Raw genomic sequence first — 25,342 nt, forward strand, 5'->3', positions numbered from 1 at the left:
GTTTCCTCACATCCGGAAGACGCCGAAGCCGCCACGTGCGCCCTCGTAGGGCGCGGTGTGGATCGCGGACAGGCACATCCCCAGTACCGTCCGGGTGTCGCGGGGGTCGATGACGCCGTCGTCGTAGAGCCGCCCGGACAGGAACATGGGCAGCGACTCGGACTCGATCTGCTGCTCCACCATGGCGCGCAGGGCGGCGTCGCCCTCTTCGTCGTACGGCAGTCCCTTCGCGGCCGCCGACTGGCGGGCGACGATGGAGAGCACGCCCGCGAGCTGCTGAGGGCCCATGACGGCCGACTTGGCGCTGGGCCAGGCGAAGAGGAAGCGGGGGTCGTGGGCGCGGCCGCACATGCCGTAGTGGCCGGCCCCGTAGGAGGCACCCATCAGGACGGAGAGGTGCGGGACCTTCGAGTTGCTCACCGCGTTGATCATCATCGCGCCGTGCTTGATGATGCCGCCCTGCTCGTACTCCCTGCCGACCATGTAGCCGGTGGTGTTGTGCAGGAAGAGCAGCGGGATGTCGCGCTGGTTGGCCAGCTGGATGAACTGGGCCGCCTTCTGGGACTCCTCGGAGAACAGGACCCCTTGGGCGTTCGCCAGCACGCCGACCGGGTATCCGTGGAGCGCCGCCCACCCCGTCACCAGGCTCGTCCCGTACAGCGGCTTGAACTCGTCGAAGTCGGAGGCGTCGACGATCCGGGCGATCACCTCGCGCGGGTCGAAGGGGGTTCGGAGGTCGCCGGGGACGATGCCGAGGAGCTCGTCGGCGTCGTACTTGGGGGGTGCTGCGGGGCCCGGATCACCGTACGCCTTGCGGTGGTTGAGGCGGGCCACGACCCGCCGGGCCTGCCGGAGCGCGTCCTGCTCGTCCACGGCGAAGTAGTCCGCGAGGCCCGACACGCGTGCGTGCATCTCGGCGCCGCCGAGGGACTCGTCGTCGCTCTCCTCGCCGGTGGCCATCTTGACGAGGGGCGGGCCGCCGAGGAACACCTTGGCCCGCTCCTTGACCATGATCACGTGGTCGGACATTCCGGGGACGTAGGCGCCGCCGGCCGTGGAGTTGCCGAAGACGACGGCGAGGGTGGGGATTCCGGCGGCCGACAGCCTGGTCAGGTCCCGGAAGATGGCACCCCCGGGGATGAAGATCTCCTTCTGGGAGGGGAGGTCCGCGCCGCCCGACTCCACGAGGCTGATGCAGGGCAGCCGGTTGGCGAGGGCGATGTCGTTGGCGCGCAGGGCCTTCTTCAGCGACCAGGGGTTGCTGGCGCCGCCGCGCACGGTCGGGTCGTTCGCGGTGATCAGGCACTCCACGCCCGCGACGACCCCGATGCCGGTGACGAGGGAGGCGCCGACCGTGTACTCGCTGCCCCAGGCGGCGAGCGGCGACAGCTCGAGGAAGGGCGTGTCCGGGTCGAGGAGCAGTTCGATGCGCTCGCGGGCGAGCAGCTTGCCGCGGCCCCGGTGCCGCTCGACGTACTTCTCTCCGCCGCCCGCTAGAGCCTTCGCGTGCTCGGCGGTCAGCTGTTCCAGCTTGGCGAGCATGGCCTCGCGGTTGTCGCGGTAGTCCGAACCTGCCGTGTCCAGGCCGGAGTCGATGACGGTCACAGCAGGGCCTCCGGGATGTCCAGGTGGCGGGAGCGCAGCCATTCGCCGAGGGCCTTGGCCTGCGGGTCGAAGCGGTGCTGGGCGGCGACGCCCTCGCCGAGGATGCCCCCGACGACGAAGTTGAGGGCGCGGAGGTGGGGGAGGTCGTGGCGGGTGACGGGCAACTCCGCTGTTTCCGGGAGGAGTTCACGGAGACGGTCGACGGTGAGGGTGTGGGCGAGCCACCGCCAGGCCTCGTCCGTCCGGGTCCAGACCCCGATGTTGGCGTTGCCGCCCTTGTCGCCGCTGCGGGCGCCGGCGACGAGGCCGAGGGGGGCCCGCCGGGTCGGGCCGGCCGATAGGGGCTCGGGCAGGGGCGGTACCGGTGGGTTTTCGAGTACGGCGGTCTCCTGGGCCGGTGTCACATGGATCCGTCGCCCGTCGTGGAGGACGGCCACATGGTCCACGGCCCCATGGGGGACGTACACATCCTCGAAGACCCCATAGGGCGAGCCCTTCCCCGGTGGCGCCAGCACATGGAATCCGGGGTAGCTCGCGAGCGCCAGTTCTACGGCCGCTCCGCTGAGGGCCCGCCCGACGGCCTCCTGGTCGGGGTCCCGGACGACCAGCCGCAGCAGGGCGCTCGCGGTCTCCTCCGTCCCGGCGTCGGGGCGGTCGGTGCGGACCAGGTCCCAGCGCACGTCGGTGACCTTGGCCAGGTGTGGCTCCATCTGCTCCCGCACCAGCGCGGCCTTGGCCTCGATGTCGAGGCCGGTCAGGACGAAGGCGACCTCGTTGCGGAAGCCGCCGAGGCGGTTGAGGCCGACCTTGAGGGTGGGGGGCGGGGCCTCGCCGCGTACGCCGGAGATCCGGACGCGGTCGGGGCCGTCCTGGGTGAGCCGGACCGTGTCGAGGCGTGCGGTGACGTCGGGACCCGCGTACCGGGCGCCCTGCGTCTCGTACAGCAGCTGGGCCGTCACCGTGCCGACGTCGACGAAGCCGCCGGTGCCGGGGTGCTTGGTGATGACGGCGGTGCCGTCCTCGTGGAGTTCGGCGAGGGGGAAGCCGGGGCGGCGGACGTCTCCCTCGTGGAAGAAGGCGTAGTTCCCGCCGGTCGCCTGTGTCCCGCACTCCAGGACGTGCCCGGCGACGACGGCTCCGGCGAGCCGGTCGTAGTCCGTCGGCCCCCAGCCGAAGTGGGCGGCGGCGGGCCCGGTGACCAGGGCCGCGTCCGTCACCCGGCCGGTCACGACGACGTCCGCGCCCTCGCGCAGACAGGTCGCGATGCCGAAGCCGCCGAGGTAGGCGTGGGCGGCGAGGCTGCCGGGGTGCTCGGCGGTCAGGTCGTCGCCCTCGACGTGGGCGACGTTCACGTCCAGGCCGAGCCGGTCCGCCAACTCCCGTATCCGGGCGGCGAGTCCGGCGGGATTGAGGCCACCCGCGTTGGTGACGATCCGGACGCGCCGCTCGTGCGCGAGGCCGAGGGATTCCTCGAGCTGGCGCAGGAAGGTGCGGGCGTAACCGCCGTCGGGGTCCTTGAGCCGGCCCCGGCCCAGGATGAGCATGGTCAGCTCGGCGAGGTAGTCGCCGGTGAGGACGTCGAGTTCACCGCCGGTGAGCATCTCGCGCATCGCGTCGAAGCGGTCGCCGTAGAAGCCGGAGGCGTTGCCTATGCGCAGGGTCATCCGGCAACTCCCCCTGCCGGGTCGCCGGGAGGCGTTCCCTCCGCCGGGCCGCGGGAAGCCGTCCCCTCCGCCGCGTCGGCGGGAGGCGCCCCCTCCCTCGAGCCGCCGGGAGGCATTCCCTCCCCCGGACCGCCGGAAGCCGTTCCCTTTGCCGGGCGTCCGGCGCCGGGTGGGCCCGCGAAGGCCTGGGCGATGTCGAGCCACCGGTCGGCGTCCTCGCCCTCCGCGCGCAGGGCGAGGTCGGCGCGGTGGGCCCGTTGGGTGACCAGGAGGCAGAGGTCGAGGGCGGGGCCGGTGACGCGGTCGCCGGCGTTCTCGGGGCCGGAGGTCCACAACTCACCGGAAGGTGCGGTGAGTTCGATGCGGAACTCCTCGAACGGCGGGGTCAGTCCGTGCACCCCGAAGGCGAAGTCGCGGGTGCGGACGCCGAGGCGGACGATGTGCCGGATCCGGTCGGTCGCCTCACGGGTCACCCCCAGCGCGTCCGCCACGTCCAGGCCGTGGGCCCAGGTCTCCATGAGGCGGGCGGTGGCCATGGAGGCGGTGGACATGGGCGGGCCGTACCAGGGGAAGCGGGCGCCCTCGGGGGCGTTCCGCAGGGCCTCGGCCAGGTCCTCGCGTCCCGCCCGCCAGTAGGCGAGCAGTCGTGCCGGAGGCTTTCGGGCGCCCTCTTCCGCGCCGTCGTCCACGAAGTCCCCGGGCGCGGCGAGCGCCTTCTCGACCTGACGGGAGAAGGCGTCCTGGTCGGTGACGGCGAGCAGGGAGGCGTGGTCGGTCCAGGCGAGGTGGGCGATCTGGTGGGCGACGGTCCAGCCGGGGGCGGGGGTCGGCAGCGACCACTGCTCCTGGCTCAATCCGGCTACCAGCAGGTCGAGCTCCTCGCTCTCCGCAAACAGGTCGTCGATGACGGGCGTGGGGTCTGCCATGGGGCGAGGATGGCAGCGACCCCAGAAACAAGCAAGCACGCTTGCATTAATTTGTTCTCTGCGACCTCGGAGTGAGCCAGGGAGACTCCTGATGGTGTCGCAGGGCAGGCAGCCAACACCGACGACGTCGCCCCCGGGGCAGGCTGACCGCGAGGCGGATCAGGAAAGCGGATCCGGCGTCACTTGCGGATACTGACCAGCTCCGAGCGTGGCGTGACCATGTAGACGAAGAATCCGCCCGCCACGAACGCGTGTCTGGCTCCTTCGTCCGCCCCTTGCCAGGCGGCTCCGTGCAGGTGCAGTGCCTCGGCGGCCCGGACCAGTTCGTCGGCCTTCTTCTCGACCTCCGCGAGGAAGGATGGAGGCGCCCCGGCCGCCACGGTCTCCTCGTCAGGAACGTACTTCCCAGTGCCAGGTCACTCCGCGTGTACCGCCCGGCTCGCCTCACGGTAGAGGGCGGCGGCCTCCGTCAGGTGCTTCCGCGCCTCCTCGGCCGTGGTCGCGACCTGGGCCAGGTACTCGGCCCGGTGATAAGCCCTCGCCGTCTCGGGGTGCCGCTCGATCTCCAGCACGGCGGCCCAGTGGGCGAGGTACGCGTGCACCGGACCGAGCGAGCCATGCTCCACCGCTTGTGCGAGTGACTGGTCCTTGGCCTGGTCATAGGCGGCCAGAAGGTTCGGGGCCACGACCGCGCAGGCGGCGCGCAGCGCATCCGGAGTGCGCTCCGGGCGTGGGATCAGGGCCCCCTCGGACGGCTCGGGGTGCTGCACGCTCATGGACCCGACTGTAGCCCCACCCGGCCTCGGCCGTACTGGGAAAAATCGCGCGCGCCCGCACCCTCCCCCGCAGTACGGTCCCCCGGTGATCGATGACGACGGTTACTTCGGAGAGCCCGTGGCGGCGACGTACGACGAGTCGTTGGCGGAGATGTTCTCGCCGGATGCGGTCGAGCCGGCCGTGGAGGTGCTGGCGGAGCTCGCCGGGGCAGGCGGGCGGGCCCTGGAACTGGGCGTAGGCACCGGGCGCATCGCGTTGCCGTTGGTGCGGCGCGGGGTCGAGGTGCACGGCATCGACCTGTCCCGGGCGATGGTGGACCGGCTGCGGGCCAAGCCCGGCGGTGAGGCGGTCGGGGTGACGATCGGGGACTTCGCGACGGCCCGGGCGCCCGGCACCTTCTCGGTCGCCTGTCTGGTCTTCAACACGATCATGAACCTGACGACCCAGGACGCCCAGGTGGACTGCTTCCGCAATGTCGCGGCCCATCTGGGACCCGGTGGAACCTTCGTCGTCGAGGTCATGGTCCCCCAGCTGCGCAAGCTGCCTCCCGGGCAGAACGCGGTGCCGTTCCACGTCGGCACGGACCGCCTCGGGTTCGACACCTACGACACCGCCACCCAGGCGATGGCCTCCCACCATGTCAGAGTCACGGAGGACGGCCAGGGCTCCTTCCGGTCCATCCCCTTCCGTTACGTCTGGCCCGCCGAACTCGACCTGATGGCCCGGCTGGCCGGGATGCGGCTGCGGGAGCGGTGGGCCGACTGGAGCGGGGCGCAGTTCACGAGCGAGAGCGAGTCATGCGTCTCGGTGTGGGAGAAGGTCACGGACTGACGCCGTGTACGGTCCGGGCCAGGCTCACGGGGTGATCGCCTTGCCCCGTCCCACCTGCGTCCGCACCGCTCCCATGCTCGCCGCGATCACGAGCGCGACGGCGAGGGCCTGAAGCGCGGACAAGGCCTGGTCGAGGATCAGGAAGCCCGCGAGGGCGGCCATGGCCGGCTCCAGGCTCATGAGGATCGCGAAGGCGGAGGCGGGCAGGTTGCGCAGGGCGAGGAGTTCGAGGGTGTAGGGCAGGACGGAGGACATCAGGGCCACGGCCGCGCCGAGGCCCACGGTCACCGGGTCGAGGAGCCTGGTGCCGGACTCCGCGATGCCGAGCGGCAGGAACGCCAGCGCGCCGACCGCCATCGCCAGGGCAAGGCCGTCGGCCTGCGGGAAGCGGCGGCCGGTCCGCGCACTGACGACGATGTACGACGCCCACATGGCGCCCGCGCCCAGCGCGAAGGCCACGCCCGCCGGGTCCAGGTCGCCGAAGTCCCCGCCGCCCAGGAGGAAGACACCGGCGAGCGCGAGTGCGGCCCAGACGGTGTTGACCGCACGGCGGGAGGCGAGCACCGAGAGGGCGAGGGGCCCGAGGAACTCCAGGGTCACGGCGGCACCGAGCGAGATGCGGTCGACGGCCTCGTAGAAGAGGCCGTTCATGGCGGCCAGGGTGAGGCCGAAGACGACGACCGTGCCCCAGTCGCTGGGGGAGTACCCGCGCAGCCGGGGTCGGCAGACGACGAGGAGGACGACCGCGGCCGCAAGCAACCGCAGGGCCACGACCCCGAGGGCGCCCGCCCTCGGCATCAGGGTCACGGCCAGCGCCGCGCCGAACTGCACGGAGACGCCCCCGGCGAGCACCAGACCGACGGGACCGAGGGAGGCGGAGCGGCGGGGTCCGCCGGCGGGGGTGGCGGCCACCGAGGTCGGCGACGAGGTCGGGGCGCTGCTGGAGGGGGTCACGGGAGGTTCCAGGGATCGGCTCGGGTTTCGTCCAACGTGCTGCACTACCTGGTTCACGATAGTGGACCTGGTCATGTGCGTAAACCCGTTATACGACTGTCCCCAGGGCTCAGTGGCCGCGCCCCGAACGGCTACCGGCGCGGCGCGGGTGCCGCACCATGAAGACATCCACCGGGTCCTCCCTCTCCACGGTGAAGCCGTGGCGCTCGTACAACCGCCGCGCCGCGCTGCCCTGGAGGACGTCCAGGCGGACGAGTTCGCCGCCGGCGTCGGTCCGTGCGAGCAGACTGCGCAGGACGGCCGATCCAAGGCCCTGGCCCTGGAGGTCCGGGGCGATGAAGAAGTGCTCCAGCCAGTGGCCGTCCTCGGCCGGCCGCAGCGCGACACAGCCCCCGAAACGCACCCCGGCCATGATGATCGACATGTGCCGCTCGACGAAGGCGTCCCGGAACCGCTGCCGCACCCGGTGCTCGTCGAACCGGCCCAGCCGCTCCAGATCGGGGCGCATCACCACGGCCCGCAGTTCGGCTATCGGCTCGACATCGGCCGGAGTCGCGGCACGCAGGGTCCAGTCGGTGAGACGTGTGTTCGTTTCCACTGCCGGAGTATCCCAACAGGGCCTACGAGCCCGCCCTCCCGTCCCGCACCCCGAACACCTCCAGCGCCTCCGCGTCCGTCGCCCGCGCGTTGAGGTAGTAGTCCGCCCACTCCGCGATCCCCGGCCAGTCGCACTCCGCGACGACTCGTTCGACGGCCGCCGGGATGTCGTACGGCGTCACCCGCAGGTCGGTGCCGGGGCCGAGCAGGCACCAGTGGGCGCCCGGGCGGCCGTACGGCATGCCGACGCTGCCGGGGTTCACGACCAGGCGGCCGTGGGCGAGGCGGACGTACGGCATGTGGGTGTGGCCGCAGACGATCGTGCGGACGGTGTCGGGGACGTCCGCGAGGACCTCCGTCCAGCGGGCGGGGCGTGAGTCGACCAGGACGATCTCCTCGTCGTCGCGGGGAGTGGCGTGGCAGAAGAGGACTTCGCCGAGGCCGTGGACGGTGAGGGTGCGGGTGGTGGCGAGCGTGGCCAGGAACTCCACGTCGACGTCGGTGAGTTGGGAGGCGGCGTAGGGGCCGATGGGGTCGGGGATCTCCGACCTTTCTCCCCTGCGGTACTCGACGAGTTCCCGGTCCGCGTTGCCCGCGACCCACAGCACGCGCTCTCCCTGCGCTCTCAACAGGGCCAGGACTTCCGCCGGTTGCGGTCCCGCGGTGATGTCCCCGGTCAGCACGATCCGGTCGGCGGCGGCCACCTCCGGCTCGGCGAGGACGGCTTCCAGGGCGGGCAGGACACCGTGGATGTCGGAGAGGACGGCGATGCGGTCGAAGGCGGGCATGGTGATGAGTCTGCACCGAACGGGGCACCGAACGGGGCACCGACCGGGGCACCGAGCGGGGCACCGAGCGGGAGGGACTCACGCCGGGGCGCCGCCTGTTCAGGGCTTCGGAGCGAGTCCCTCCGCCAGCACCTCCGCCAGGTGTCTGCCCCGCACTCCCGCCAGCTGCTCCAGCTGTGTACGGCAGGAGAATCCGTCGGCCAGCACCACCGCGCCCTCGGGTGCCTGCCGTACCGACGGCAGCAGTTGATCCTCCGCGCAGGCCCGCGACACCTCGAAGTGCCCTTTCTCGAAGCCGAAGTTGCCCGCAAGTCCGCAGCAGCCGCCGGCCAGGTCGCCGGTGAGTCCCGCGGCCTCGCGCAGCCGACGGTCGGCCAGGTCGCCCAGGACGGCGTGCTGGTGGCAGTGGGTCTGGCCGGCGACCGGCCGGTTCAGGGCCGGCGGCCGCCAGCCGGGGGCGAGTTGCTCCAGCGCCTCCGCGAAGGTGAGGACCCGGGAGGCGAGAAGGGCGGCCCGCGGATCGTCGTGCAGCAGTTCCGGCAGGTCGGTGCGGAGGGCGGCCGCGCAGCTCGGTTCCAGGACGACGAACACCGGCCCCTCCTCCACGTCGTCCAGCTCCGGCAGCAGGAACGGCTCCACCAGGTCCAGCGTGCGGAGCAACACCGCCCGGGCACGGTCAAGTTGGCCCGTGGAGAGATACGTGAGACCGCAGCAGGCGCGGACCCGGAGGCGTCCCCGCGGCGCGGACGCACCGACGCCCTCGACCTCGCCGTCCTCCGACCGGTGCACATTCCACGGCCGCGTCGGCAGCTCGACCGCCTCGATCCCGGCCGCCTCCAGCACCCGCACCGCCGCCCGGCCGACGTCCGGCGAGAGGTGCTCGGTGAAGGTGTCCGGCCACAGGAAAACCGTCTTCCCGGGCACCTCGGGTTTCCCTCCCGCCCGCACCTCGGCCGCCCACTCCCGCATCCGCTCCCTGTTCCGCCGCCGCAGCCACCGGCTGAACGTCTCCGTTGCCACCTTCGGGATCCGCCGCTCGGGCGCGATCCCGCCGAGCCGCTTGGCGACGGCCGCCAACGGCCGTACCAAGGCGAGGGCATTGGCCACAGGAGCCATCCGCAGCCGGTCCAGCCAGCGCAGCCACTCCGGCAGCCGGCCCATGCTGTGGTGGGCGGCCGGGCGCCGTCGCCCCGCGTAGTGGTGGTGCAGGAACTCCGCCTTGTACGTGGCCATGTCGACCCCGACCGGGCAGTCGGAGCGGCAGCCCTTGCAGGACAGGCACAGATCCAACGCCTCGCGCACCTCCTCGGACCGCCAGCCGTCGGTGACCAGTCCGCCCGCCTCACCGGCCAGCATCTCGTGCAGCAGCCGGGCACGCCCGCGCGTGGAGTGCTCCTCCTCGCCGGTGGCCCGGAAGGACGGGCACATGACGGCGGACCCGGACGCCGATGTCGTACGACATTTCGCGACCCCGACGCAGCGGCGTACGGCGGCGGAGAAGTCACCGCCGTCGGCCGGGTAGCCGAAGGCGACCTCGACCGGCTCGCGGGGCAGGACGGAGAAGCGAAGGTTGGTGTCGAGGGGGGCCGGGCGGACCAGCATTCCCGGGTTGAGCAGGTCGTCCGGGTCCCAGATGCCCTTCGCCCGCTCGAAGAGGGCGACCATCTCGTCGCCGTACATTTTCGGCAGCAGTTCGGCGCGCGCCTGGCCGTCACCGTGTTCTCCGGACAGCGACCCGCCGTGCGCGGCCACCAGGTCGGCGAGCTCCTCGGAGAAGCGGCGGAACCTCCCGATCCCCGCCCGCGTCAGCAGGTCGAAGTCGATGCGGACGTGGATGCAGCCGTCACCGAAGTGGCCGTAAGGCGTCCCGCGCAGCCCATGGGCGCCCAGCAGTCCGCGGAAGTCCCGCAGATACGCGCCCAGCCGCCGCGGCGGCACCGCGCAGTCCTCCCAGCCGGGCCAGGCCTCGGTGCCGTCGGGCATCCGGGTCGCCGTGCCGCTGGCGTCCTCGCGGATGCGCCACAGGGCGCGTTGCCCCGCCGGGTCGGTCACCACGAGCGCGTCGAGGACGTCGGCCGCGCGCACGATCTCCTCCGCACGCGCGCGTGCCTCGCCCTCGGCGGAGCCGCCCGTCTCCACGAACAGCCAGGCGCCGCCCCGCGGCAGCGCTGCCGTCGAGGGCACCAGGTCGGCCGCCATGCCCTCCACCGTCAGGGGGCGGTGCACCAGCAGCCCGGCCGCCGCCTCGGCGGCAGCGCCCTCGTCCGCGTACCCGAGCACCGCGAGCGCACGCGCGTGTGGCGCCTCCACCAGCCGGACGACGGCCTCGGTGAGGACGCCGAGGGTGCCCTCGCTGCCGCAGAAGGACCGGGCGACGTCGGCCCGGTGTTCGGGCAGGAGGGCGTCCAGGGCGTACCCGGAGATCCGGCGGGGCAGCTCGGGGAAGCCGGTCCGCAGCCGTGCCAGCTCCGCGTCGACCAGCTCCCGCAGCCCCGTCGGCGCCCCGGCCCACCCCTGTCCGAGCCGCAGCCGCTCACCGCGCGCGGTGACGACGGCGAGCTCGCTCACGCTGTCCGCGGTGGTGCCCCACGCCACCGAGTGCGAGCCGCACGAGTTGTTCCCGATCATCCCGCCGAGCGTGCACCGGCTGTGGGTGGAGGGGTCGGGTCCGAACCGCAGCCCGTGCGGGGCGGCGGCGTCCTGGAGCCGGTCGAGCACGAGGCCGGGCTGGACGACGGCGGTACGCGCCTCGGGGTTGAGCGCCAGGACCTGGTTCATGTGCCGGGTGAAGTCCAGCACGACCCCGGTACCGGTGGCCTGTCCGGCGATGGAGGTACCGCCGCCGCGCGGGACGACGGGGACACCATGGGTGCGGCAGACCTCCAGCACGGCGGCCACGTCGTCGGCGTCCCGGGGAGCGACGACCCCGAGAGGGACCCGCCGGTAGTTGGACGCGTCCATGGTGACCAGGGCCCGGGAGGTGACGTCGAAACCGACCTCGCCCCGGACGACCTTCCGCAGATCGGCCTCAAGATCCGTCATGACTCCAGCAAACCAGTCCGGTCAACACCGCCGCGTCTCACCCGACGGACTACGTTTCGACCAGGTTTCCCCCAGCGGCTACGCTCCCCCCGTGGCTGAGATCCAGATTCCCGCTGACATCAAGCCCGCCGACGGTCGTTTCGGCGCGGGCCCCTCCAAGGTGCGGACGGAAGCGCTGGACGCGCTGGCCGCAACCGGTACCTCCCTCCTCGGCACCTCCCACCGCCAGGCCCCGGTCAAGAACCTGGTCGGCACGGTGCGCGAGGGCATCAGTGAGCTGTTCTCCCTCCCCGAGGGCTACGAGGTCGTCCTCGGCAACGGCGGCTCCACCGCGTTCTGGGACATCGCGACGCACGGCCTGATCGAGAACAAGTCGCAGCACCTGACCTTCGGCGAGTTCTCGTCGAAGTTCGCGAAGGCGTCCAAGCTGGCCCCCTGGCTGGCCGAGCCCACCGTCATCTCCTCCGACCCCGGCACGCACCCGGAGCCGCAGGCCGAGGCGGGCGTGGACGTGTACGCGTTCACGCACAACGAGACGTCGACGGGTGTCGCCGCCCCGATCAAGCGGGTCGCGGGCGCGGACGCCGGGTCCCTGGTCCTGGTCGACGCCACCTCCGGCGCCGGCGGCCTCCCGGTCGACATCGCCGAGACGGACGTCTACTACTTCGCCCCGCAGAAGTCCTTCGCCTCCGACGGCGGCCTGTGGATCGGCGTGTTCTCCCCGGCCGCGATCGAGCGCGCCGAGCGGATCCACGCGTCCGGCCGCCACGTCCCGGAGTTCTTCTCGCTGCCGACGGCGATCGACAACTCCCGCAAGAACCAGACGTACAACACCCCGGCCCTCGCCACCCTGTTCCTCCTCAACGAGCAGCTGGAGTGGATCAACGGCCAGGGCGGCCTCGCCTGGTCCACGGCCCGCACGAAGGACTCCTCGACGCGTCTGTACAGCTGGGCGGAGGAGTCCAAGCACGCGACCCCGTTCGTCACCGACCCGGCCAAGCGCTCCCAGGTCATCGGCACGATCGACTTCTCGGACGAGATCGACGCCGCCGCGATCGCCAAGGTCCTGCGCGCCAACGGCATCGTGGACACCGAGCCCTACCGCAAGCTCGGCCGCAACCAGCTGCGCGTGGCGATGTTCCCGGCGATCGACCCGGCGGACGTCGAGGCCCTGACGAAGTGCGTCGACTACGTCATCGAGAAGCTGTAGCCGCTTCCAGAGTTACGACGACGAGGGCGCCCGGCGCATTGCCGCGGGGCGCCCTTCGCGTGCGTCCGGCTACTCGTCGGCGAACAGTTCCTCAGCGGTCTCCACGGTCAGGGAACGGTCGAACCAGGTGCCCAGCAGCTCCAGGTCCGTGCAGGACATGACGTGCCCCCGGACCGAGTCGGGGATTTCGACGCCCCGCACTTCAAGGACCCGAAGAATGTCCTCGGCCTTGCCCTCGGCCTTGCCCTCGGTCTTGACCTCGCGCCAGGTCTCCTCCATCACGCTGCCGAAACCGGGGAAGTTCGGGGTGTACACGGCCATCAGTTCCCTCCAATGATCGCGGCTGGGACCTTCGTCCAGACCGGCCTCGATGTATTCCGCCCAGTCCGCGTTCGGCCCCAGCACCGGCGCCACCGCGTCCAGTATCGCAAGGATGCCCGGATCGTTGGCGTTGATGAGAATGGAGAAGGTGGTGAGCGCCAAGTCCTTCGCCGCCTCCTCCGGGTCGGTGATCGGACGCACGCCGGTCGGCCCCAGAACCAAGGGAAACACCCTCATGCTCGTGTGAAAGTTGCGTCCGATGCGGATGGGTTCCCTCGCCCACTCCGCCGTCTTCTTGTCCCGGCACACCACCACAAGGATCGGCGGCAACCGGTACTTGGCATACATGTGCGCCAAGTAGTACGCCCAGCTGTTGTGCTTGTCCGGGTCCGGCTTGCTCTGCGACTCGACAGCGAGCAGAAACCCGCCTTCGTCGTCGACAGTCCGGACCCGGAAGAAGCTGTCCACCCGGCGCTCCAGCGGCCTGATCTCGGTGAGATCGGTGTCGAGCGGCTCGATCGAGCTGTACTCGGGGAACGTGACGCCCGTCTCCGGCACGAGACGGGCCAGGAGATCCGGCTCCTCCCGGAAGATCCGATGTACAGCGTCATGCTGCGAACTGACCATGCGACGGAAAGTAATCGAGCGAACACACGCCCTACACCCAGATGCCCGCGTGATCAACCGTACGAGTGAACATGCCGCTGGCGATTGCCGGCGGGAAGATCACGCGCCGCCCCGTCATCCCCGCCGCCTTACGGCACCAGCACCACCTTGCCCGTGGTATGCCTTTCCTCGATCGCGCGGCGGGCCGCGGCGACCTCGGACGCGGCCGTACGAACGCCGCCGGCCGTGTAGTCGATCAACTCATCGGTACTGGGCCCTTTCGCAGGTTCGGCCACCCCTCTGGTCAACGTCCCACGACCTGGTACGGGGATACGTGACCGAACTCTTCTCTTCAGCGTTGACGGGGCCTGCGGGCGACGGCATGATGACCGACTGCGTGGCCTACGCCGAACCTCCCGCGACCGTCCCCAGCACGGTCTCCCATCGGAGGCAAAGGGACCAGCGTCTCAGGTCGTTCTCGCAGCCCGATCGCCTCGGGCGAGGTTGCTGGGGTGCCGTCGCTCAAGGCGTGGAAGGCCGCGATGACAGCCCGTAGGAACTTCAAGCACCAGGTGCGTGCCCGCGCCGCCAAGACCGGTGAGTCCTACACGTCCGCCCTCCGGCACTTCCGTCCGACTCCATCAGGAGACGTCATGTCGGAAGCAAGGAATCCCAAGAGCGTGCGGCTCGCCGTAGCGCAGACGCTCGTACGCGAGGACCCCCGAGACGTTGAAGCGCTGCGCGAGAGTGGGCGTGAGGTCCGTGCTCTGATGCGCGAGGCCAGTGTTCAGGGGGCCAGGATCGCGCACTTTCCGGAAGGCGCGATCTGCTTTCCCAACAAGTTCGTCATGTCCGTCGACGGCCCGGACACGGTCGGCCCGGCGGACTGGGATCGGTGCCAGTGGCCGGTCCTCCGATCGGAGTTGGCCGCGATCGCCGAGTTGGCCCGGGAGTTGCGGCTGTGGACGGTGATCCCCTCGGTGCACCGCTTGAGCGGCCCGAACCGTCCGCACAACAGCCTCTACGTCATCTCCGATCGCGGCGAGGTCGTCACGCGGTATGACGAGCGCTTGCTGTCGAAGACGAAGGTCTCGTACATGTACTCGCCGGGCGTCTCGCCGGTGACCTTCGAGGTCGACGGTGTGCGCTTCGGCTGCCTGCTCGGCATGGAGATCCACTATCCGGAGTTGTTCGCGGAATACGAGAAGCTGGACGTCGACTGCGTGCTGCTCTCCACCAGCGGTACGCCGGGCAACACCACCGCCCAAGCCCAAGTCCAAGGCCACGCCGCGTTCAACAGTTACTGGGTCAGCCTGTCGGGGCCGGCACAGGACAGCGTCACCGCACCGACCGGAATCGTCGCTCCCAACGGCGACTGGCTTGCGCGGTGCCCCGCGGACGGTTCGCCATCGGTTGCCGTCGTGAACCTCGACGACAGCTCCGAGGCCGCCACATCGGCACTGACCTACGCGCGTCCCTGGCGTCGTGAGTCGCGCTCGGGCATTTACACGGAGCATCAGGTGAGCGACCCGCGCAGCGAAGACCGGACAGCGGCCTTCTAGCTCAGAAGCAGAATCCGAGGGGTCGCTGTCCGGGGCGCTCGGCACCCACCGAGCGCCCCCGTCACGCAAACCTCACGACGCCGTACAGCTCACACTCGGCACACCCCCACCTCCCGGCGCTCCCCCGAACCCAAAGCTCGCCGAACCGCCCACCGGAACCGCCCCGTTGTGCGAGGCGTTCGTCGCGGTCACGGTGGAGCCGGTCTGGGTGTACGACGCGTTCCACATGGAGGTGACCTTCTGTGAGCCCGGCCAGGTCCAGGTCACCTTCCAGGAGGAGAGAGCCGTCGTACCCGAATTGGTCACCTTCACCTCGGCGTTGAAGCCGCCGCCCCAGTCGCTGCTGACGGAGTAGGCGGCGGTACAGGCCGCCGTACTCCCGCCCGGGTCGCCCGGGTCACCGGGGTCGCTCCCGCCGCCCGGGAATCCCGGCGCCTTCACACTCGCCAGATACCCGTCCTTCACGGTGTCCACGGTCTGCCAGTCGTCCTTCAGAATCCCGCCCGTGTCACCGGAGTTGGGGTTCCACGACCAGAAGGTCCAGTGGAAGGAGTCGGCGCCGTACGTCGATGTCGGCCGCAGATACGAGACCAGCGCCGCCAGCCACTTCTGGTCCACGGTCGACTGAAGGGTGGTGCCGAACTCGCCCACCCACACCGGGGCGATGTTCTGCTTGAAGATGTAGCCCCAGTACTTGTCCCAGATCCCCGGCATGTTGGCGGGGAAGGACGGATCGCTGAACCAGCTCTGCTGGGCCACGCTCGTCGCGTAGTCGTGGGCGGAGTACACGACCCGGTTCGCGACGTTCAGCTGCACCGGGTACTGGGCGACGCCCATCAGGTTGCCGCCCCACCAGCCGGAGACGCCGTTGAAGGTCTGCACGCCCTCGACGAAGATCAGCAGGTCGGGATTGACCCCCAGCACCGCGTTGCCGGCCCGCTGAGCCGCCAGACGCCAGTCCACAGAGGTGTCCCCGCAGCCCCAGCAGGCCGGATCGTGCGGCTCGTTGTGGAGGTCTATGCCTACGACCGTGTCCTGGCCCTTGTAACGCGTCGCCAGTGCCTTGAGGTTGGCGAGCCACGTCGACTCCGGAACCGCGGCCGTGTACCAGAGCGCCGACTGGCCGCCGGAGTCCGGGCGGTGCCGGTCGAGGATGACCTTGAGGCCGTCCTGACCGGCGTACGACACGATCTTGTCCAGGACGCCGAGGGAGTTCAGGCCCTGCAGGTCGGCGTTCTTGCCGCTGGAGAAGTCGATGCTGTCGGGGACCGTCCCCGACTTGAAGATGTCGTCGCTGTACGGGATGCGGAGGGTGTTGTAACCCAGCGACTTCATCTGGTCGATCATGGATTTGTAGTCGCGGGACCAGAGGCCGTGGACGACGTGGTTGCCGGTCTCGAAGCCGAACCAGTTGATCCCGGCGACCCGGACCGGCTGCCCGGAGGCGTCCAGGATCTGGCGGCCGCTGGTGTGCCAGTAGCCGGCGCCGGCCGTCTCGGCGGCCTGGGCCGACTGAAGACCGGCGGTCCCCAGCGGTAACAGGCACGCCGCCGCCACCGCGCACAGCGCTCTTCGCAAGCTGCGGAACATGTTCGCTGCTTCCTCTCGGGAGGCGCGGGCCCGGAACCCGGTGGGAGCGCTCCCACCACCCTGCACCTCCCATGGAAGTCAGGTCACATGGACACGTCAAGACATGGGACGTCACTTGTGCGCGGGACGTCACCGACTCAGCTTCTGGAACCTCCGTACCGCGAGCGGCAGGAAGATCGCCGTGAGAACGACGGGCCACACGCCGGCCATCAGCAGGGCGTGCCGCTCGACCCAGGAGTCCCCGCCGCCGACCGGCGTACCGAACAGGTCGCGGCTGGCGGCGGCGGTCGAGGAGATCGGGTTCCACGCGGCCACCGCGCCCAGCCAGTCGGGCATCAGCTGAGGTGCGACGAAGATGCTGGAGATCATCGTGAGCGGGAAGGCGACCGCGAACAGGCCGCCCGCCGCCTCCGGGTTGGGGACCATCAGGCCCAGCCACACCCCGATCCAGATCAGCGCGAACCTGAGCCACAGCAGCAGCCCGAAGGCGGCGAGGAAGCCGAGCCCGCCGTCGGGCCGCCAGCCCATGGCCACCGCGGTGAGCATCATGATCGCCAACTCGGCGCAGGCGACCAGCAGATCGGTCACCCCACGCCCCGCGACCACCGCGGACGAGGCCATCGGCATCGAGCGGAACCGGTCGATCACGCCCTTCGTGGCGTCGTACACCACGAGGGTGGCCGTGTTGATGAAGCCGAAGGCCATCGTCATCACGAACATGCCGGGCATCAGGAAGTCCTTGTAGTCCCCGCCACCGGGGACCTGCATGGCGCTGCCGAAGACATAGCCGTAGAGCAGGACGGAGAGGATCGGGAAGCCCAGCTGCCAGGCGATGTTGACGGGTTGGCGCCGGTAGTGGGTGAGGCCGCGGCGGACGATGTTCCACACGTCGGCGAGGACCCAGTAGGTACGGCCGTGGGTGGCCTCCATGGTGCTCATGCAGCCGTCTCCTTGTCCGTCCGGTGTCCGGTCAGGCGCAGGAACACGTCGTCGAGGCTCGGCCTGCGCAGTCCGATGTCCTCGACCCGCACGCCCTCGTCCTGGAGGGTGCGGGCGACTTCGGTGAGCGCCAAGACGCGGTCGGCCACGGGGGCGTGCACCCGCAACTCCCCTTCCTCCGCCTCGGGTTCGCCGTCGGAGACCCGGGCGACGACCTTCACCACGCGCGGGATCTCGGACCGTTCGGCGACCACGACCTCGATACGGTCGCCGCCGACCCGGTCCTTGAGCCCGTCCGGGGTGTCGTCGGCGATGGCCCGGCCCTGGTCGATGACGGTGATGCGGGAGGCGAGCTTGTCGGCCTCCTCGAGGTACTGCGTGGTCAGCAGCACGGTGGTGCCGCTTGCCACCAACGCCCGTACGGACTCCCAGACTTCGCCGCGGCTACGGGGGTCCAGGCCCGTCGTCGGCTCGTCGAGGAAGAGCACGGCGGGGGCGAGGATCATGGAGGCGGCGAGGTCGAGCCGGCGCCGCATACCGCCGCTGTACTTCCCTACGCCCTTGTCGGCGGCGTCGGTGAGGTCGAACTGTTCCAGGAGTTCGGCGGCCCGCTGCCTGGCCCGCTTCCCGCCGAGGTGGAACAGCCGCCCGAACATCTCCAGGTTCTGCCGGCCGGTGAGGACCTCGTCCACGGCGGCGTACTGCCCGGTGAGCCCGATCCTCGACCGCACCTCGCGCCCCTGCCGGGCCACGTCAAGGCCTGCGACGGTGGCCCGGCCGCCGTCCAGCCGGACCAGCGTGGACAGGATGCGGACCGCCGTGGTCTTGCCCGCGCCGTTCGGCCCGAGCAGGCCGTGCACGGTGCCCTCGCGGACGGCGAGGTCGAAGCCGTCGAGGGCGCGTTTCTCGCCGTAGCGCTTCTCCAGGCCCTCGGCGCGGACGGCGTATCCGTCGTCGGTCATGGTTCCCCCTTCTCGGGACCGAGATAACTGAGTACACCGTACCCGATTGCGCGTACGCTGTACTCAATTTTGCGTCGGAACTAAGCTGCCCCCATGACGAGCAGCGGGGACACCAGTGGCAGCGGGGACATCGTCCGCACGCTCGAGCTGCTGTGGGACGGGGCTCCACGCCCCAGCCGGGGACCCAAGCCGGGGCTGACGCTGGACCGGATCGTGGAAGCGGCCGTCCGGATCGCGGACGAAGAGGGGTTCGACGCGGTCTCGATGCGCCGGATCGCCACCGAGCTCGGCACCGGCGCGATGTCCCTGTACAGGTATGTCCCCGGCAAGGCCGAGCTGCTCGACCTGATGCTCGACCGCGTCCAGCGGCCCTCCGAGAACCCGGCCGACCTCGGCGACGGCACCTGGCGCTCCGCCCTGGAGGCCATGGCCCGCGCCACGCTCGCCCTCTACACCCGCCATCCCTGGCTGCTCGGCGTCAACCAGGCCCGCCCGCTGCTCGGCCCGAGCGCGCTGGACGGCATGGAGAAGGTGCTCGGCCGGATCCGCCCGATGGGCCTGAGCGACCCCGAGTTGGTGTCGGCGGTCATCATGGTCGACGGGTACGTCGTCGGGGCCGCGCGCACGCAGGTCTACCAGCGGGAGGCGGAGCGCACCTCGGGCATGACGACCGCGGACTTCTTCGCGGCCCAGGCACCGTTCATCGAGAAGGTCATGGCCACCGGCCGCTACCCGGTCCTCGGCTCCCTCGCCGAGGACACGTGGAGCCCGGAGTTCGACCACTTCGAGTTCGGGCTGCAGCGGATCCTGGACGGGCTCGAGGTGTTCGTGGCCGGCCGGCGCGAGGGCTCACGAGCGGCGGAATAGCCGCCGGAGTCCGAAGAGGGCGGCGACGGCCCCCAGGGCGAGGACGCCGATCTTCACCGTGCGGTCGGAGTTCCCGCCGCCGTCGTCTCCGGAGGCCGAGGAACTCCCGGTCCCGGAGGGCGACTTGGACCCGCCGTCCCCGGGTGCGTCCTGCGCCACCACCTCGCTGTCCGCGCCCTCCATGCCGAGCAGGATCTTGGTCCCGTCGGGCGAGTAGGAGACGGACTCCCCCTGGCCGAGCGGCACGCTGATCCGGCCGCCGCGCTTGATGTCGCCGCCGTTCCAGTCGTACCAGATGCCGCCGAGGTACCCGCGTACGACGAGCTGCCGGCCGTCGGGCGAGAACGCGGCGTCGGTCGCCCACAGGTCGACGGGCTTGACGGGCTTGAAGACGTTGGTCCCCGAGGGGGAGAGGGTGGCCGGTCCCTCGTAGAGGTGCCCGCCGTCCTCCTGCTTGTCGATGATGTAGACGCGCCCGGTCTTCGGGTGGACGACCATCGACTCGGCGTCGCGCGAGCCGTCGGTGTACTTCACGACGTACTGAGTGGCCTTGACGGACTGGTCCTTGAGGACTTTCGGCTCGGGCAGCTTGTAGATCCACACATAGGGCCAGGTGACCCCGTCGTTGTCGCCGACGTCGCCGACCCAGAGTTCGTTGTCGGGCCCCATCGCGATCGCCTCGACGTCCCTCGGGGTGCCGACGCCGGTCATGGTGATCCTGGCGACGGTCTTGCCGGTGGAGCTGTCGACGGCGTACAGATATGCGCCGGTGTCCTGGTCATTGTGGGTCCAGTAGATGCCCGGGTGCTGCCGCGAGGCGGCGAGCCCGCTGGACTCGGTGATCCGGGGGTCGGAGATCGTGAAGCCCTTGTCCCCCTTCCCGTCTCCGTCTGCGGCGGAGGCGGGCACGGCGGCGGGCAGGGTGAAGGCGCCCACGAGCAGGGTCCCGGCGAGGAGGGCGAAGGGTCGACGCATGCCCCCAGCCTGCCATCCCGACATGTGTGTGGAGGGGAGAGGCCGGAAGGGCCCCGCGGGAAGCGTGGCCGGACTCACATGTCAGCGCCCCCGCCGATGATCCATCATGAGCGGATGCTCAGATTCATGCCGGTCGGCGATTCGATGACGATCGGAAGCGCGGGCGAGCACACCTGGCGTTACCGGATGTGGCGGCACCTCCGGGACACCTACGGCGGCCCCTTCGCCCTCGTGGGCCCGCGCGAGACGCTGTACGACAAGGCGGCGGACGCCCCGACGTCGTACGAGTACGCCGATCCCGACTTCCCCCGGGCCCACCTGGCCGGCTGGGGCGAGGGCTGGCTGCACATGGCCCCGCTGATCGGCGACGCGGTCCGGGCGCACCGCGCGAACGTGCTCCTGGTGTCGCTGGGCCTGATCGACCTGGGCTTCTACACGAACGCGGAACAGACAGCGGAGAACGTCCGCGCCTTCGTCGCCGAGGCCCGCCGGGCCGACCCCCGGATCCGGATGGCCGTCCTCCCGGTGATCCCCAATGTCCGGGCGGAGTCGGACACGCCCTTCGCGACGGAGGTCACCCGCTTCAACGAGCTCCTCGCCAAGGCGATCGCGGACCTGGACGAGCCCCGCTCCCCCCTGCTGCCGGTCTCGCCCCCGGCGTCGTACGACATCCACCACGACACCTACGACGGCACCCACCCGAACGCGAGCGGCGAGCACAGGATCGCGGCGGCCTTCGCGGAGGCGATGCACCAGGCGTGGGACCTGGGCGGGCCGTACCAGGTCGGCTGATCCGGCGGTTCGAGGCGGACAGGAACGGGGCGGCGCACTCCGACGAGGTGTCGGTGTACGCCGCCCTGGGGTGGGTCGGGGTGCGGGAGCCGGCCCGCGCTGTCATGGCGGTTACTCGGGGTCGGCGTTGAACTTCGCGGTCGACCAGCGGTAGCCGAGCACCGCGAGGCCGAGGCACCAGGCGACGGCGAGCCAGCCGTTGTGGCCGATCTCGGTCCCCAGGAGCAGTCCGCGCAGGGTCTCGATGGCCGGGGTGAAGGGCTGGTACTCGGCGATCGGCTGGAACCAGCCCGGCATCGCGTCGACCGGCACGAACGTGCTGGAGATGAGCGGCAGGAAGATCAGCGGCATGGCGTTGTTGCTCGCGGCCTCGGCGTTGGGGCTGATCAGGCCCATGCCGACGGCGATCCAGGTGAGCGCCGTGGCGAAGAGCACGAGCAGTCCGAAGGCCGCGAGCCACTCCAGGACGGTGGCGTCGGTGGAACGGAAGCCGATGGCCACGCCGACCGCGCCGACCAGGACCACGCTGACGATCGACTGCAGCACACTGCCGACGACGTGTCCGACGAGCACCGAACCGCGGTGGATCGCCATGGTCCGGAAGCGGGCAATGATGCCCTCGGTCATGTCGTTGGAGACGGAGACCGCGGTGCCGATCGTGGTGGAGCCGATGGTCATCAGCAGCAGGCCCGGGACGAGATACGCGATGTAGTCGGAGCGGTCGCCGCCGCCGATGCCCGCGCTCATGGTGTCGCCGAAGATGTAGACGAAGAGCAGCAACAGCATGATCGGCGTGAGCAGCAGGTTCAGGGTGAGCGAGGGGTAGCGCCGGGCGTGCAGGAGGTTGCGGCGCAGCATCGTGGACGAGTCGCGTACGGCGAGGGAGAGGTTGCTCATCGGACGGTCTCCTTGGGCTGGTCGGTGACGTCGGCGCCGCCGGTCAGGGCGAAGAAGACGTCGTCGAGGTCGGGGGTGTGCACGGTCAGCTCGTCGGCCTCGATGCCGGCCGCGTCGAGCCGGTCGAGGATCGCCCGCAGCTCGGACTGGCTGCCGTCGCTGGGGAGTTGCAGGGCGAGGGATTCGTCGTCCGGCGTGGCGTCGCGCAGTGTGGAGGCGGCGTTCCGGTAGGCGTCCGGGCCGGTGAAGCGGAGGCGGACGTGACCGCCGGGGACGATCCGCTTGAGCTGCTCGGCGCTGCCCTCGGCGGCGATCCTGCCGTCGTGGAGGACGGCGATGCGGTCGGCTAGTTCGTCGGCCTCCTCCAGGTACTGCGTGGTGAGGAAGACCGTCACCCCGTCGGACACCAGCTCTCTGATGATCTGCCACATGGTGTGCCGGGAGCGGGGGTCGAGTCCGGTGGTCGGTTCGTCAAGGAAGATGATCCGCGGGTCGCCGACCAGGGTCATGGCGATGTCGAGGCGGCGCTTCATGCCGCCGGAGTAGGTGGAGGCGGGCTTCTTCGCGGCCTCGGTGAGGTCGAAGCGCTCCAGCAGTTCGGCGGCGACCCGCCGTCCCTCGGCCTTGGGCAGGTGGTGCAGGTCCGCCATCAGGAGCATGTTCTCCTCACCGGTGATCAGCCCGTCCACGGCGGAGAACTGGCCGGTGACCCCGATCGCGCCTCGCACACCCTGCGCGTCGGTGGCCAGATCGTGGCCGCCGATGCGGATGTCACCGGTGCCCGGGCCGGCGGAGATGAGCGTGGAGAGGATCTTGACGACGGTGGTCTTGCCGGCGCCGTTCGGGCCGAGGAGGGAGAAGATCGTGCCGGCGGGCACCTGGATGTCGATGCCGTCGAGGACGGTCTTGTCCCCGTAGGACTTGCGCAGGCCGTTCGCCGCGATGGCCAGGTCGGTCATGGTGGGTGCTCCTTGTGAGGGCTGCGGGTCAGAGGCTGCGGGCGGTGATGTCGCCGTGCGCGGTGGTGGCGCGGATGGCCAGGCCGGCATGGGCTCCTTCGGCGTTCTTGAGGGTGTTGTGGACGCGGCCGTAGGAGGTGCCGGCGTCCAGGGAGGCGGAGGCGGCGGTGCCGACGGTGATGTCGCCCTGCTGCGTGCTCAGGACGACCGAGCCGGTGACGGCCTCGGCGATGGTGATGTCGCCCTTCTGCGTGCTGATCTCGGCGGGTCCGGCGAGACGGCCGACGGTGATGTCGCTGTCGGCGGCGGTGAGGCGGATGCTCGCGGCCTCGTCGATCTTGACCGGGCCGTGGGCGCCCTGGAAGACGACGTCCCCGAGGCGTCCGACGGCGCGGAACTCGGCGGCGGCCGTCTTGGCCTCGACATGAGAGCCGGTCGGGAGCTGGACGGTGATCTCGACGGCGCCGGAGGGCCCGAAGTACTGGTTCTTCGCGGCCGGGGCGGCGATCCGCAGGACACCGTCGTCGCCGTGGGTGACCTCGATCCGCTCGGCGGCGCGAGTGTCACGGCTCTTGGCGGGGTCGACGGGACGGATCTCCACGGTGGTGTCGGTGCGGTCGGCGGCGATGACCTGGACGCGGCCGGCGGGAAGGTCGATGACGGTGCTGACGGGGGCGGTGGTGTCGAACTTCTGCATCAGGTGCTCCTGCGTTCGTCGCTGTTTCCGATGAACGAAAAGCTACGTTGCATTCATAGATCCGGCAACAGGTTCGTTGCGAAGTACCGCTATAACCGCAGGCAGTTGCAGTGATTTCATTGCAACGGTTCTAAAAGTAACGCAACGCCAGGCGTCCGATCGTTGCAATAGGCTGAAGGTGAACGCTATGCTGCGGGCACCAGGGACCACGAAGGAGACCGCGATGCCGGGAGGCAGGCTCACCCAGCAGGAACGTCAGCAGATCGCGCTGGGAGTGGCCGACGGCCTCGCCTACGCGGAGATCGCCCGCCGCCTGGAGCGCCCCACCTCGACCATCACCCGCGAGGTCATGCGCAACGGCGGCCCCACCGCCTACCGCGCCGACCTGGCCCACCGCGCCACCGAACGCCGGGCCCACCGCCGCCGCCAGACCGCACCCCGAGGTGCGCAGACCCCCGAACCGACCCACGGCCGCGATCCCGAGGCGGTGCGCGAGTACGAGGAGGCGTTCACCACCGTCCTCATGCGGCAGGGCGCGCCCAAGATGATGTCGAGGGTGCTGACCTGCCTCTACACCAGCGACAGCGGCAGCCTCACCGCCGCCGAACTCGTCCAGCGCCTCCAGGTCAGCCCGGCGTCCATCTCCAAGGCCATCAGCTACCTCGAGAACCAGGGGCTGGTCCGCCGCGAACGCGACGACCGGCGCCGCGAGCGCTATGTCGCCGACGACGACGTCTGGTACCAGTCCATGATCGCCAGCGCCCGTGGCACCATCCAGCTCGCCGAGACGGCCCGTCAGGGCGTGGGCGTCCTCGGCCCGGGCACCCCGGCCGCCACCCGCCTGGAGAACATCGCCCGCTTCCTCGATTTCGTCTCCGAGAGCCTCACCCGCGCCGCGGACCAGGCCCGCGAGGTCCTGCACACGAAACCGGAGACACCCTCGGACAGCGCTACGTGAGCGACTGACGCCCGATGGCGTCGACGAGGAGATCGGCGCAGGGCCGGACACCGGCACGCAGCCCGCCGTCCCACCGCTCTTTCTCTTCTCCGAGGTAGACCGCCCGGGCGTGGGCGAGGACAGCCCGGTGTGCGCACGGCAGCCGCTCGAGTACCCAGTCCGCGGCGGCGTCCTTGGAGCGGATGCTGTCCGTGGCGAGGGTGGTCCAGATACGGGCGAGGGTGAGCAGGACGTTGCGGGTGTCGTGGTCCAGGTCGCCCAGGAGCTGCGGCACCCCGGCGACGATCGCGCGCCTGAGGTCCACGAGGGGTACGGGGTCCAGGAGTTGAGCGGGCGGGGGGCCGTACAGTGCCGTGTCCCCGGCCAGGGTCATGGTGAGCAGGGGCGCGAGATCGGGACTGGACTCGGGCTCGGGAAGCACACCCCGCTCGTAATCCCCGCGCAGCCACTCGCCGTACAGGAAGTCGCAGACGGGCGGGTACCGCCACGGCCGTACCTCGTCCTGTACGACGACGATGAGCTCCACGGGCCGAGCGCCCGGAACGCCGGACACCCGCATCAACTCGCCTACCAGCGCCCGGCGTTCGTCACGAGTCAGCGAGGTCCGTACGACGACCAGGACGTCGATGTCGCTGTACGGGCGAAGGCCGGCGAGGACGGCGGAGCCGTGGAGGTAGATGCCGAGGGGGGTGTCGGAGAGCGTGCGGTGGACGATGCGCGCGACTGCCGGGGCGCCGTCGTCGACTGGCATGTGCGTCATCCCTCCGTGTCCTGGTCACCGTGCGTATCGTTGTACTGCGCGGCTGTGCTTGTCCATGGAGCA

23 protein-coding genes and 1 pseudogene are annotated in these 25,342 nt (G+C 70.6%); 6 read left to right on the forward strand and 18 right to left on the reverse strand.

Going from position 1 to position 25,342, the window contains the following annotated elements; all coding sequences use genetic code 11:
• Positions 1-6 precede the first annotated feature (6 nt).
• The 5 genes and pseudogenes from ACIBJB_RS40125 to ACIBJB_RS40145 form a co-directional block, all read right to left on the reverse strand.
• The gene (locus ACIBJB_RS40125; RefSeq protein WP_398938583.1) at positions 7-1,647 is read right to left on the reverse strand and encodes an acyl-CoA carboxylase subunit beta; all 1,641 of its coding nucleotides are present in this window, start codon (positions 1,645-1,647) and stop codon (positions 7-9) included.
• Positions 1,602-3,269, reverse strand: coding sequence for an acyclic terpene utilization AtuA family protein (locus tag ACIBJB_RS40130; RefSeq protein ID WP_398938586.1), 1,668 nt, complete (start codon positions 3,267-3,269; stop codon positions 1,602-1,604). The genes ACIBJB_RS40125 and ACIBJB_RS40130 overlap by 46 nt, the downstream gene beginning before the upstream one ends.
• 137 nt (positions 3,270-3,406) lie before the next feature.
• Positions 3,407-4,195: pseudogene (locus tag ACIBJB_RS40135) on the reverse strand (TIGR03084 family metal-binding protein); the annotation flags it as partial.
• Between the two features lie 179 nt (positions 4,196-4,374).
• Positions 4,375-4,575: a hypothetical protein gene (locus tag ACIBJB_RS40140; RefSeq protein ID WP_398938588.1), complete on the reverse strand. Its 201-nt coding sequence runs from the start codon at positions 4,573-4,575 to the stop codon at positions 4,375-4,377.
• Positions 4,576-4,611: 36 nt separating this feature from the next.
• The gene (locus ACIBJB_RS40145) at positions 4,612-4,971 is read right to left on the reverse strand and encodes a DUF6247 family protein (RefSeq protein ID WP_398938590.1); all 360 of its coding nucleotides are present in this window, start codon (positions 4,969-4,971) and stop codon (positions 4,612-4,614) included.
• A gap of 85 nt (positions 4,972-5,056) precedes the next feature.
• On the opposite strand from ACIBJB_RS40145, the gene ACIBJB_RS40150 reads away from it, so the two are divergent.
• On the forward strand, positions 5,057-5,803 hold the full coding sequence (locus ACIBJB_RS40150) for a class I SAM-dependent DNA methyltransferase (protein ID WP_398938592.1): 747 nt from the start codon (positions 5,057-5,059) through the stop codon (positions 5,801-5,803).
• 24 nt (positions 5,804-5,827) lie between these two features.
• Here the strand turns inward: ACIBJB_RS40150 and ACIBJB_RS40155 are convergent, their stop codons facing one another.
• The 4 genes from ACIBJB_RS40155 to ACIBJB_RS40170 form a co-directional block, all read right to left on the reverse strand.
• Positions 5,828-6,757, reverse strand: coding sequence for an EamA family transporter (locus ACIBJB_RS40155; RefSeq protein WP_398938594.1), 930 nt, complete (start codon positions 6,755-6,757; stop codon positions 5,828-5,830).
• Positions 6,758-6,866: 109 nt separating this feature from the next.
• Entirely contained in the window at positions 6,867-7,355 is a 489-nt protein-coding gene (locus ACIBJB_RS40160; protein WP_398938596.1) for a GNAT family N-acetyltransferase, read from the reverse strand.
• Between the two features lie 22 nt (positions 7,356-7,377).
• Positions 7,378-8,142, reverse strand: coding sequence for a metallophosphoesterase family protein (locus ACIBJB_RS40165; protein ID WP_398938598.1), 765 nt, complete (start codon positions 8,140-8,142; stop codon positions 7,378-7,380).
• Positions 8,143-8,241: 99 nt separating this feature from the next.
• Positions 8,242-11,184: an FAD-binding and (Fe-S)-binding domain-containing protein gene (locus tag ACIBJB_RS40170; RefSeq protein ID WP_398938600.1), complete on the reverse strand. Its 2,943-nt coding sequence runs from the start codon at positions 11,182-11,184 to the stop codon at positions 8,242-8,244.
• A gap of 91 nt (positions 11,185-11,275) precedes the next feature.
• Between ACIBJB_RS40170 and serC the strand changes: the two genes are divergently transcribed.
• Entirely contained in the window at positions 11,276-12,394 is a 1,119-nt protein-coding gene (serC, locus tag ACIBJB_RS40175) for a phosphoserine transaminase (protein WP_398938602.1), read from the forward strand.
• A gap of 69 nt (positions 12,395-12,463) precedes the next feature.
• Here the strand turns inward: serC and ACIBJB_RS40180 are convergent, their stop codons facing one another.
• Positions 12,464-13,342, reverse strand: a complete 879-nt coding sequence (locus ACIBJB_RS40180; RefSeq protein ID WP_398938604.1) for a hypothetical protein — start codon at positions 13,340-13,342, stop codon at positions 12,464-12,466.
• Positions 13,343-14,001: 659 nt separating this feature from the next.
• On the opposite strand from ACIBJB_RS40180, the gene ACIBJB_RS40185 reads away from it, so the two are divergent.
• Positions 14,002-14,883 carry a carbon-nitrogen hydrolase family protein gene (locus ACIBJB_RS40185; protein WP_398938606.1) on the forward strand — a complete coding sequence of 294 codons (882 nt, stop codon included), beginning with the start codon at positions 14,002-14,004 and terminating at the stop codon, positions 14,881-14,883.
• A gap of 72 nt (positions 14,884-14,955) precedes the next feature.
• Here the strand turns inward: ACIBJB_RS40185 and ACIBJB_RS40190 are convergent, their stop codons facing one another.
• From ACIBJB_RS40190 to ACIBJB_RS40200, 3 genes are all read right to left on the reverse strand, one after another.
• Positions 14,956-16,473, reverse strand: a complete 1,518-nt coding sequence (locus tag ACIBJB_RS40190; protein WP_398938608.1) for a cellulase family glycosylhydrolase — start codon at positions 16,471-16,473, stop codon at positions 14,956-14,958.
• A gap of 129 nt (positions 16,474-16,602) precedes the next feature.
• Entirely contained in the window at positions 16,603-17,412 is an 810-nt protein-coding gene (locus tag ACIBJB_RS40195; protein WP_398938610.1) for an ABC transporter permease, read from the reverse strand.
• Positions 17,409-18,374: an ATP-binding cassette domain-containing protein gene (locus ACIBJB_RS40200; RefSeq protein ID WP_398938612.1), complete on the reverse strand. Its 966-nt coding sequence runs from the start codon at positions 18,372-18,374 to the stop codon at positions 17,409-17,411. Before ACIBJB_RS40200 ends, ACIBJB_RS40195 begins: the two co-directional genes overlap by 4 nt.
• 93 nt (positions 18,375-18,467) lie before the next feature.
• Between ACIBJB_RS40200 and ACIBJB_RS40205 the strand changes: the two genes are divergently transcribed.
• Positions 18,468-19,241 carry a TetR/AcrR family transcriptional regulator gene (locus ACIBJB_RS40205; protein WP_398938615.1) on the forward strand — a complete coding sequence of 258 codons (774 nt, stop codon included), beginning with the start codon at positions 18,468-18,470 and terminating at the stop codon, positions 19,239-19,241.
• Here the strand turns inward: ACIBJB_RS40205 and ACIBJB_RS40210 are convergent.
• Positions 19,224-20,216, reverse strand: a complete 993-nt coding sequence (locus tag ACIBJB_RS40210) for a WD40 repeat domain-containing protein (RefSeq protein ID WP_398938617.1) — start codon at positions 20,214-20,216, stop codon at positions 19,224-19,226. The genes ACIBJB_RS40205 and ACIBJB_RS40210 overlap by 18 nt on opposite strands.
• 114 nt (positions 20,217-20,330) lie before the next feature.
• Here ACIBJB_RS40210 and ACIBJB_RS40215 point away from each other — a divergent pair, with 114 nt between their 5' ends.
• Entirely contained in the window at positions 20,331-21,008 is a 678-nt protein-coding gene (locus ACIBJB_RS40215; protein WP_398938619.1) for a GDSL-type esterase/lipase family protein, read from the forward strand.
• 111 nt (positions 21,009-21,119) lie between these two features.
• Here ACIBJB_RS40215 and ACIBJB_RS40220 read toward each other — a convergent pair whose 3' ends face one another.
• The 3 genes from ACIBJB_RS40220 to ACIBJB_RS40230 are packed head-to-tail and all read right to left on the reverse strand — an operon-like array spanning position 21,120 to position 23,561.
• The gene (locus tag ACIBJB_RS40220; protein ID WP_398938621.1) at positions 21,120-21,905 is read right to left on the reverse strand and encodes an ABC transporter permease; all 786 of its coding nucleotides are present in this window, start codon (positions 21,903-21,905) and stop codon (positions 21,120-21,122) included.
• Positions 21,902-22,864, reverse strand: coding sequence for an ATP-binding cassette domain-containing protein (locus ACIBJB_RS40225; protein ID WP_398938623.1), 963 nt, complete (start codon positions 22,862-22,864; stop codon positions 21,902-21,904). Before ACIBJB_RS40225 ends, ACIBJB_RS40220 begins: the two co-directional genes overlap by 4 nt.
• Positions 22,865-22,892: 28 nt before the next feature.
• On the reverse strand, positions 22,893-23,561 hold the full coding sequence (locus ACIBJB_RS40230; RefSeq protein WP_398938625.1) for a DUF4097 family beta strand repeat-containing protein: 669 nt from the start codon (positions 23,559-23,561) through the stop codon (positions 22,893-22,895).
• 223 nt (positions 23,562-23,784) lie between these two features.
• Here ACIBJB_RS40230 and ACIBJB_RS40235 point away from each other — a divergent pair, with 223 nt between their 5' ends.
• On the forward strand, positions 23,785-24,519 hold the full coding sequence (locus ACIBJB_RS40235; protein ID WP_398938627.1) for a helix-turn-helix domain-containing protein: 735 nt from the start codon (positions 23,785-23,787) through the stop codon (positions 24,517-24,519).
• Here the strand turns inward: ACIBJB_RS40235 and ACIBJB_RS40240 are convergent.
• Positions 24,512-25,270 (reverse strand): aminoglycoside adenylyltransferase family protein, encoded by a 759-nt coding sequence (locus ACIBJB_RS40240; RefSeq protein WP_398938629.1) that lies wholly within the window; start codon positions 25,268-25,270, stop codon positions 24,512-24,514. The genes ACIBJB_RS40235 and ACIBJB_RS40240 overlap by 8 nt on opposite strands.
• Positions 25,271-25,342 lie beyond the last annotated feature (72 nt).

Origin of the sequence: Streptomyces sp. NPDC050759, assembly GCF_044456945.1 — a bacterium.
In the GTDB taxonomy this organism is placed as follows: domain Bacteria; phylum Actinomycetota; class Actinomycetes; order Streptomycetales; family Streptomycetaceae; genus Streptomyces.

Excerpts from the sequence above, each read along its gene's own strand:
- ACIBJB_RS40225 (WP_398938623.1), bottom strand. The coding sequence starts at position 22,864 with ATGACCGACCTGGCCATCGCGGCGAACGGCCTGCGCAAGTCCTACGGG.
- ACIBJB_RS40220 (WP_398938621.1), bottom strand. The coding sequence starts at position 21,905 with ATGAGCAACCTCTCCCTCGCCGTACGCGACTCGTCCACGATGCTGCGC.
- ACIBJB_RS40205 (WP_398938615.1), top strand. The coding sequence starts at position 18,468 with ATGACGAGCAGCGGGGACACCAGTGGCAGCGGGGACATCGTCCGCACG.
- ACIBJB_RS40170 (WP_398938600.1), bottom strand. The coding sequence starts at position 11,184 with ATGACGGATCTTGAGGCCGATCTGCGGAAGGTCGTCCGGGGCGAGGTC.
- ACIBJB_RS40195 (WP_398938610.1), bottom strand. The coding sequence starts at position 17,412 with ATGAGCACCATGGAGGCCACCCACGGCCGTACCTACTGGGTCCTCGCC.
- ACIBJB_RS40190 (WP_398938608.1), bottom strand. The coding sequence starts at position 16,473 with ATGTTCCGCAGCTTGCGAAGAGCGCTGTGCGCGGTGGCGGCGGCGTGC.
- ACIBJB_RS40215 (WP_398938619.1), top strand. The coding sequence starts at position 20,331 with ATGCTCAGATTCATGCCGGTCGGCGATTCGATGACGATCGGAAGCGCG.
- ACIBJB_RS40200 (WP_398938612.1), bottom strand. The coding sequence starts at position 18,374 with ATGACCGACGACGGATACGCCGTCCGCGCCGAGGGCCTGGAGAAGCGC.
- ACIBJB_RS40235 (WP_398938627.1), top strand. The coding sequence starts at position 23,785 with ATGCCGGGAGGCAGGCTCACCCAGCAGGAACGTCAGCAGATCGCGCTG.
- ACIBJB_RS40145 (WP_398938590.1), bottom strand. The coding sequence starts at position 4,971 with ATGAGCGTGCAGCACCCCGAGCCGTCCGAGGGGGCCCTGATCCCACGC.
- ACIBJB_RS40210 (WP_398938617.1), bottom strand. The coding sequence starts at position 20,216 with ATGCGTCGACCCTTCGCCCTCCTCGCCGGGACCCTGCTCGTGGGCGCC.
- ACIBJB_RS40230 (WP_398938625.1), bottom strand. The coding sequence starts at position 23,561 with ATGCAGAAGTTCGACACCACCGCCCCCGTCAGCACCGTCATCGACCTT.
- ACIBJB_RS40165 (WP_398938598.1), bottom strand. The coding sequence starts at position 8,142 with ATGCCCGCCTTCGACCGCATCGCCGTCCTCTCCGACATCCACGGTGTC.
- ACIBJB_RS40180 (WP_398938604.1), bottom strand. The coding sequence starts at position 13,342 with ATGGTCAGTTCGCAGCATGACGCTGTACATCGGATCTTCCGGGAGGAG.
- ACIBJB_RS40130 (WP_398938586.1), bottom strand. The coding sequence starts at position 3,269 with ATGACCCTGCGCATAGGCAACGCCTCCGGCTTCTACGGCGACCGCTTC.
- ACIBJB_RS40125 (WP_398938583.1), bottom strand. The coding sequence starts at position 1,647 with ATGGCTGCGCTCCCGCCACCTGGACATCCCGGAGGCCCTGCTGTGACC.
- ACIBJB_RS40240 (WP_398938629.1), bottom strand. The coding sequence starts at position 25,270 with ATGCCAGTCGACGACGGCGCCCCGGCAGTCGCGCGCATCGTCCACCGC.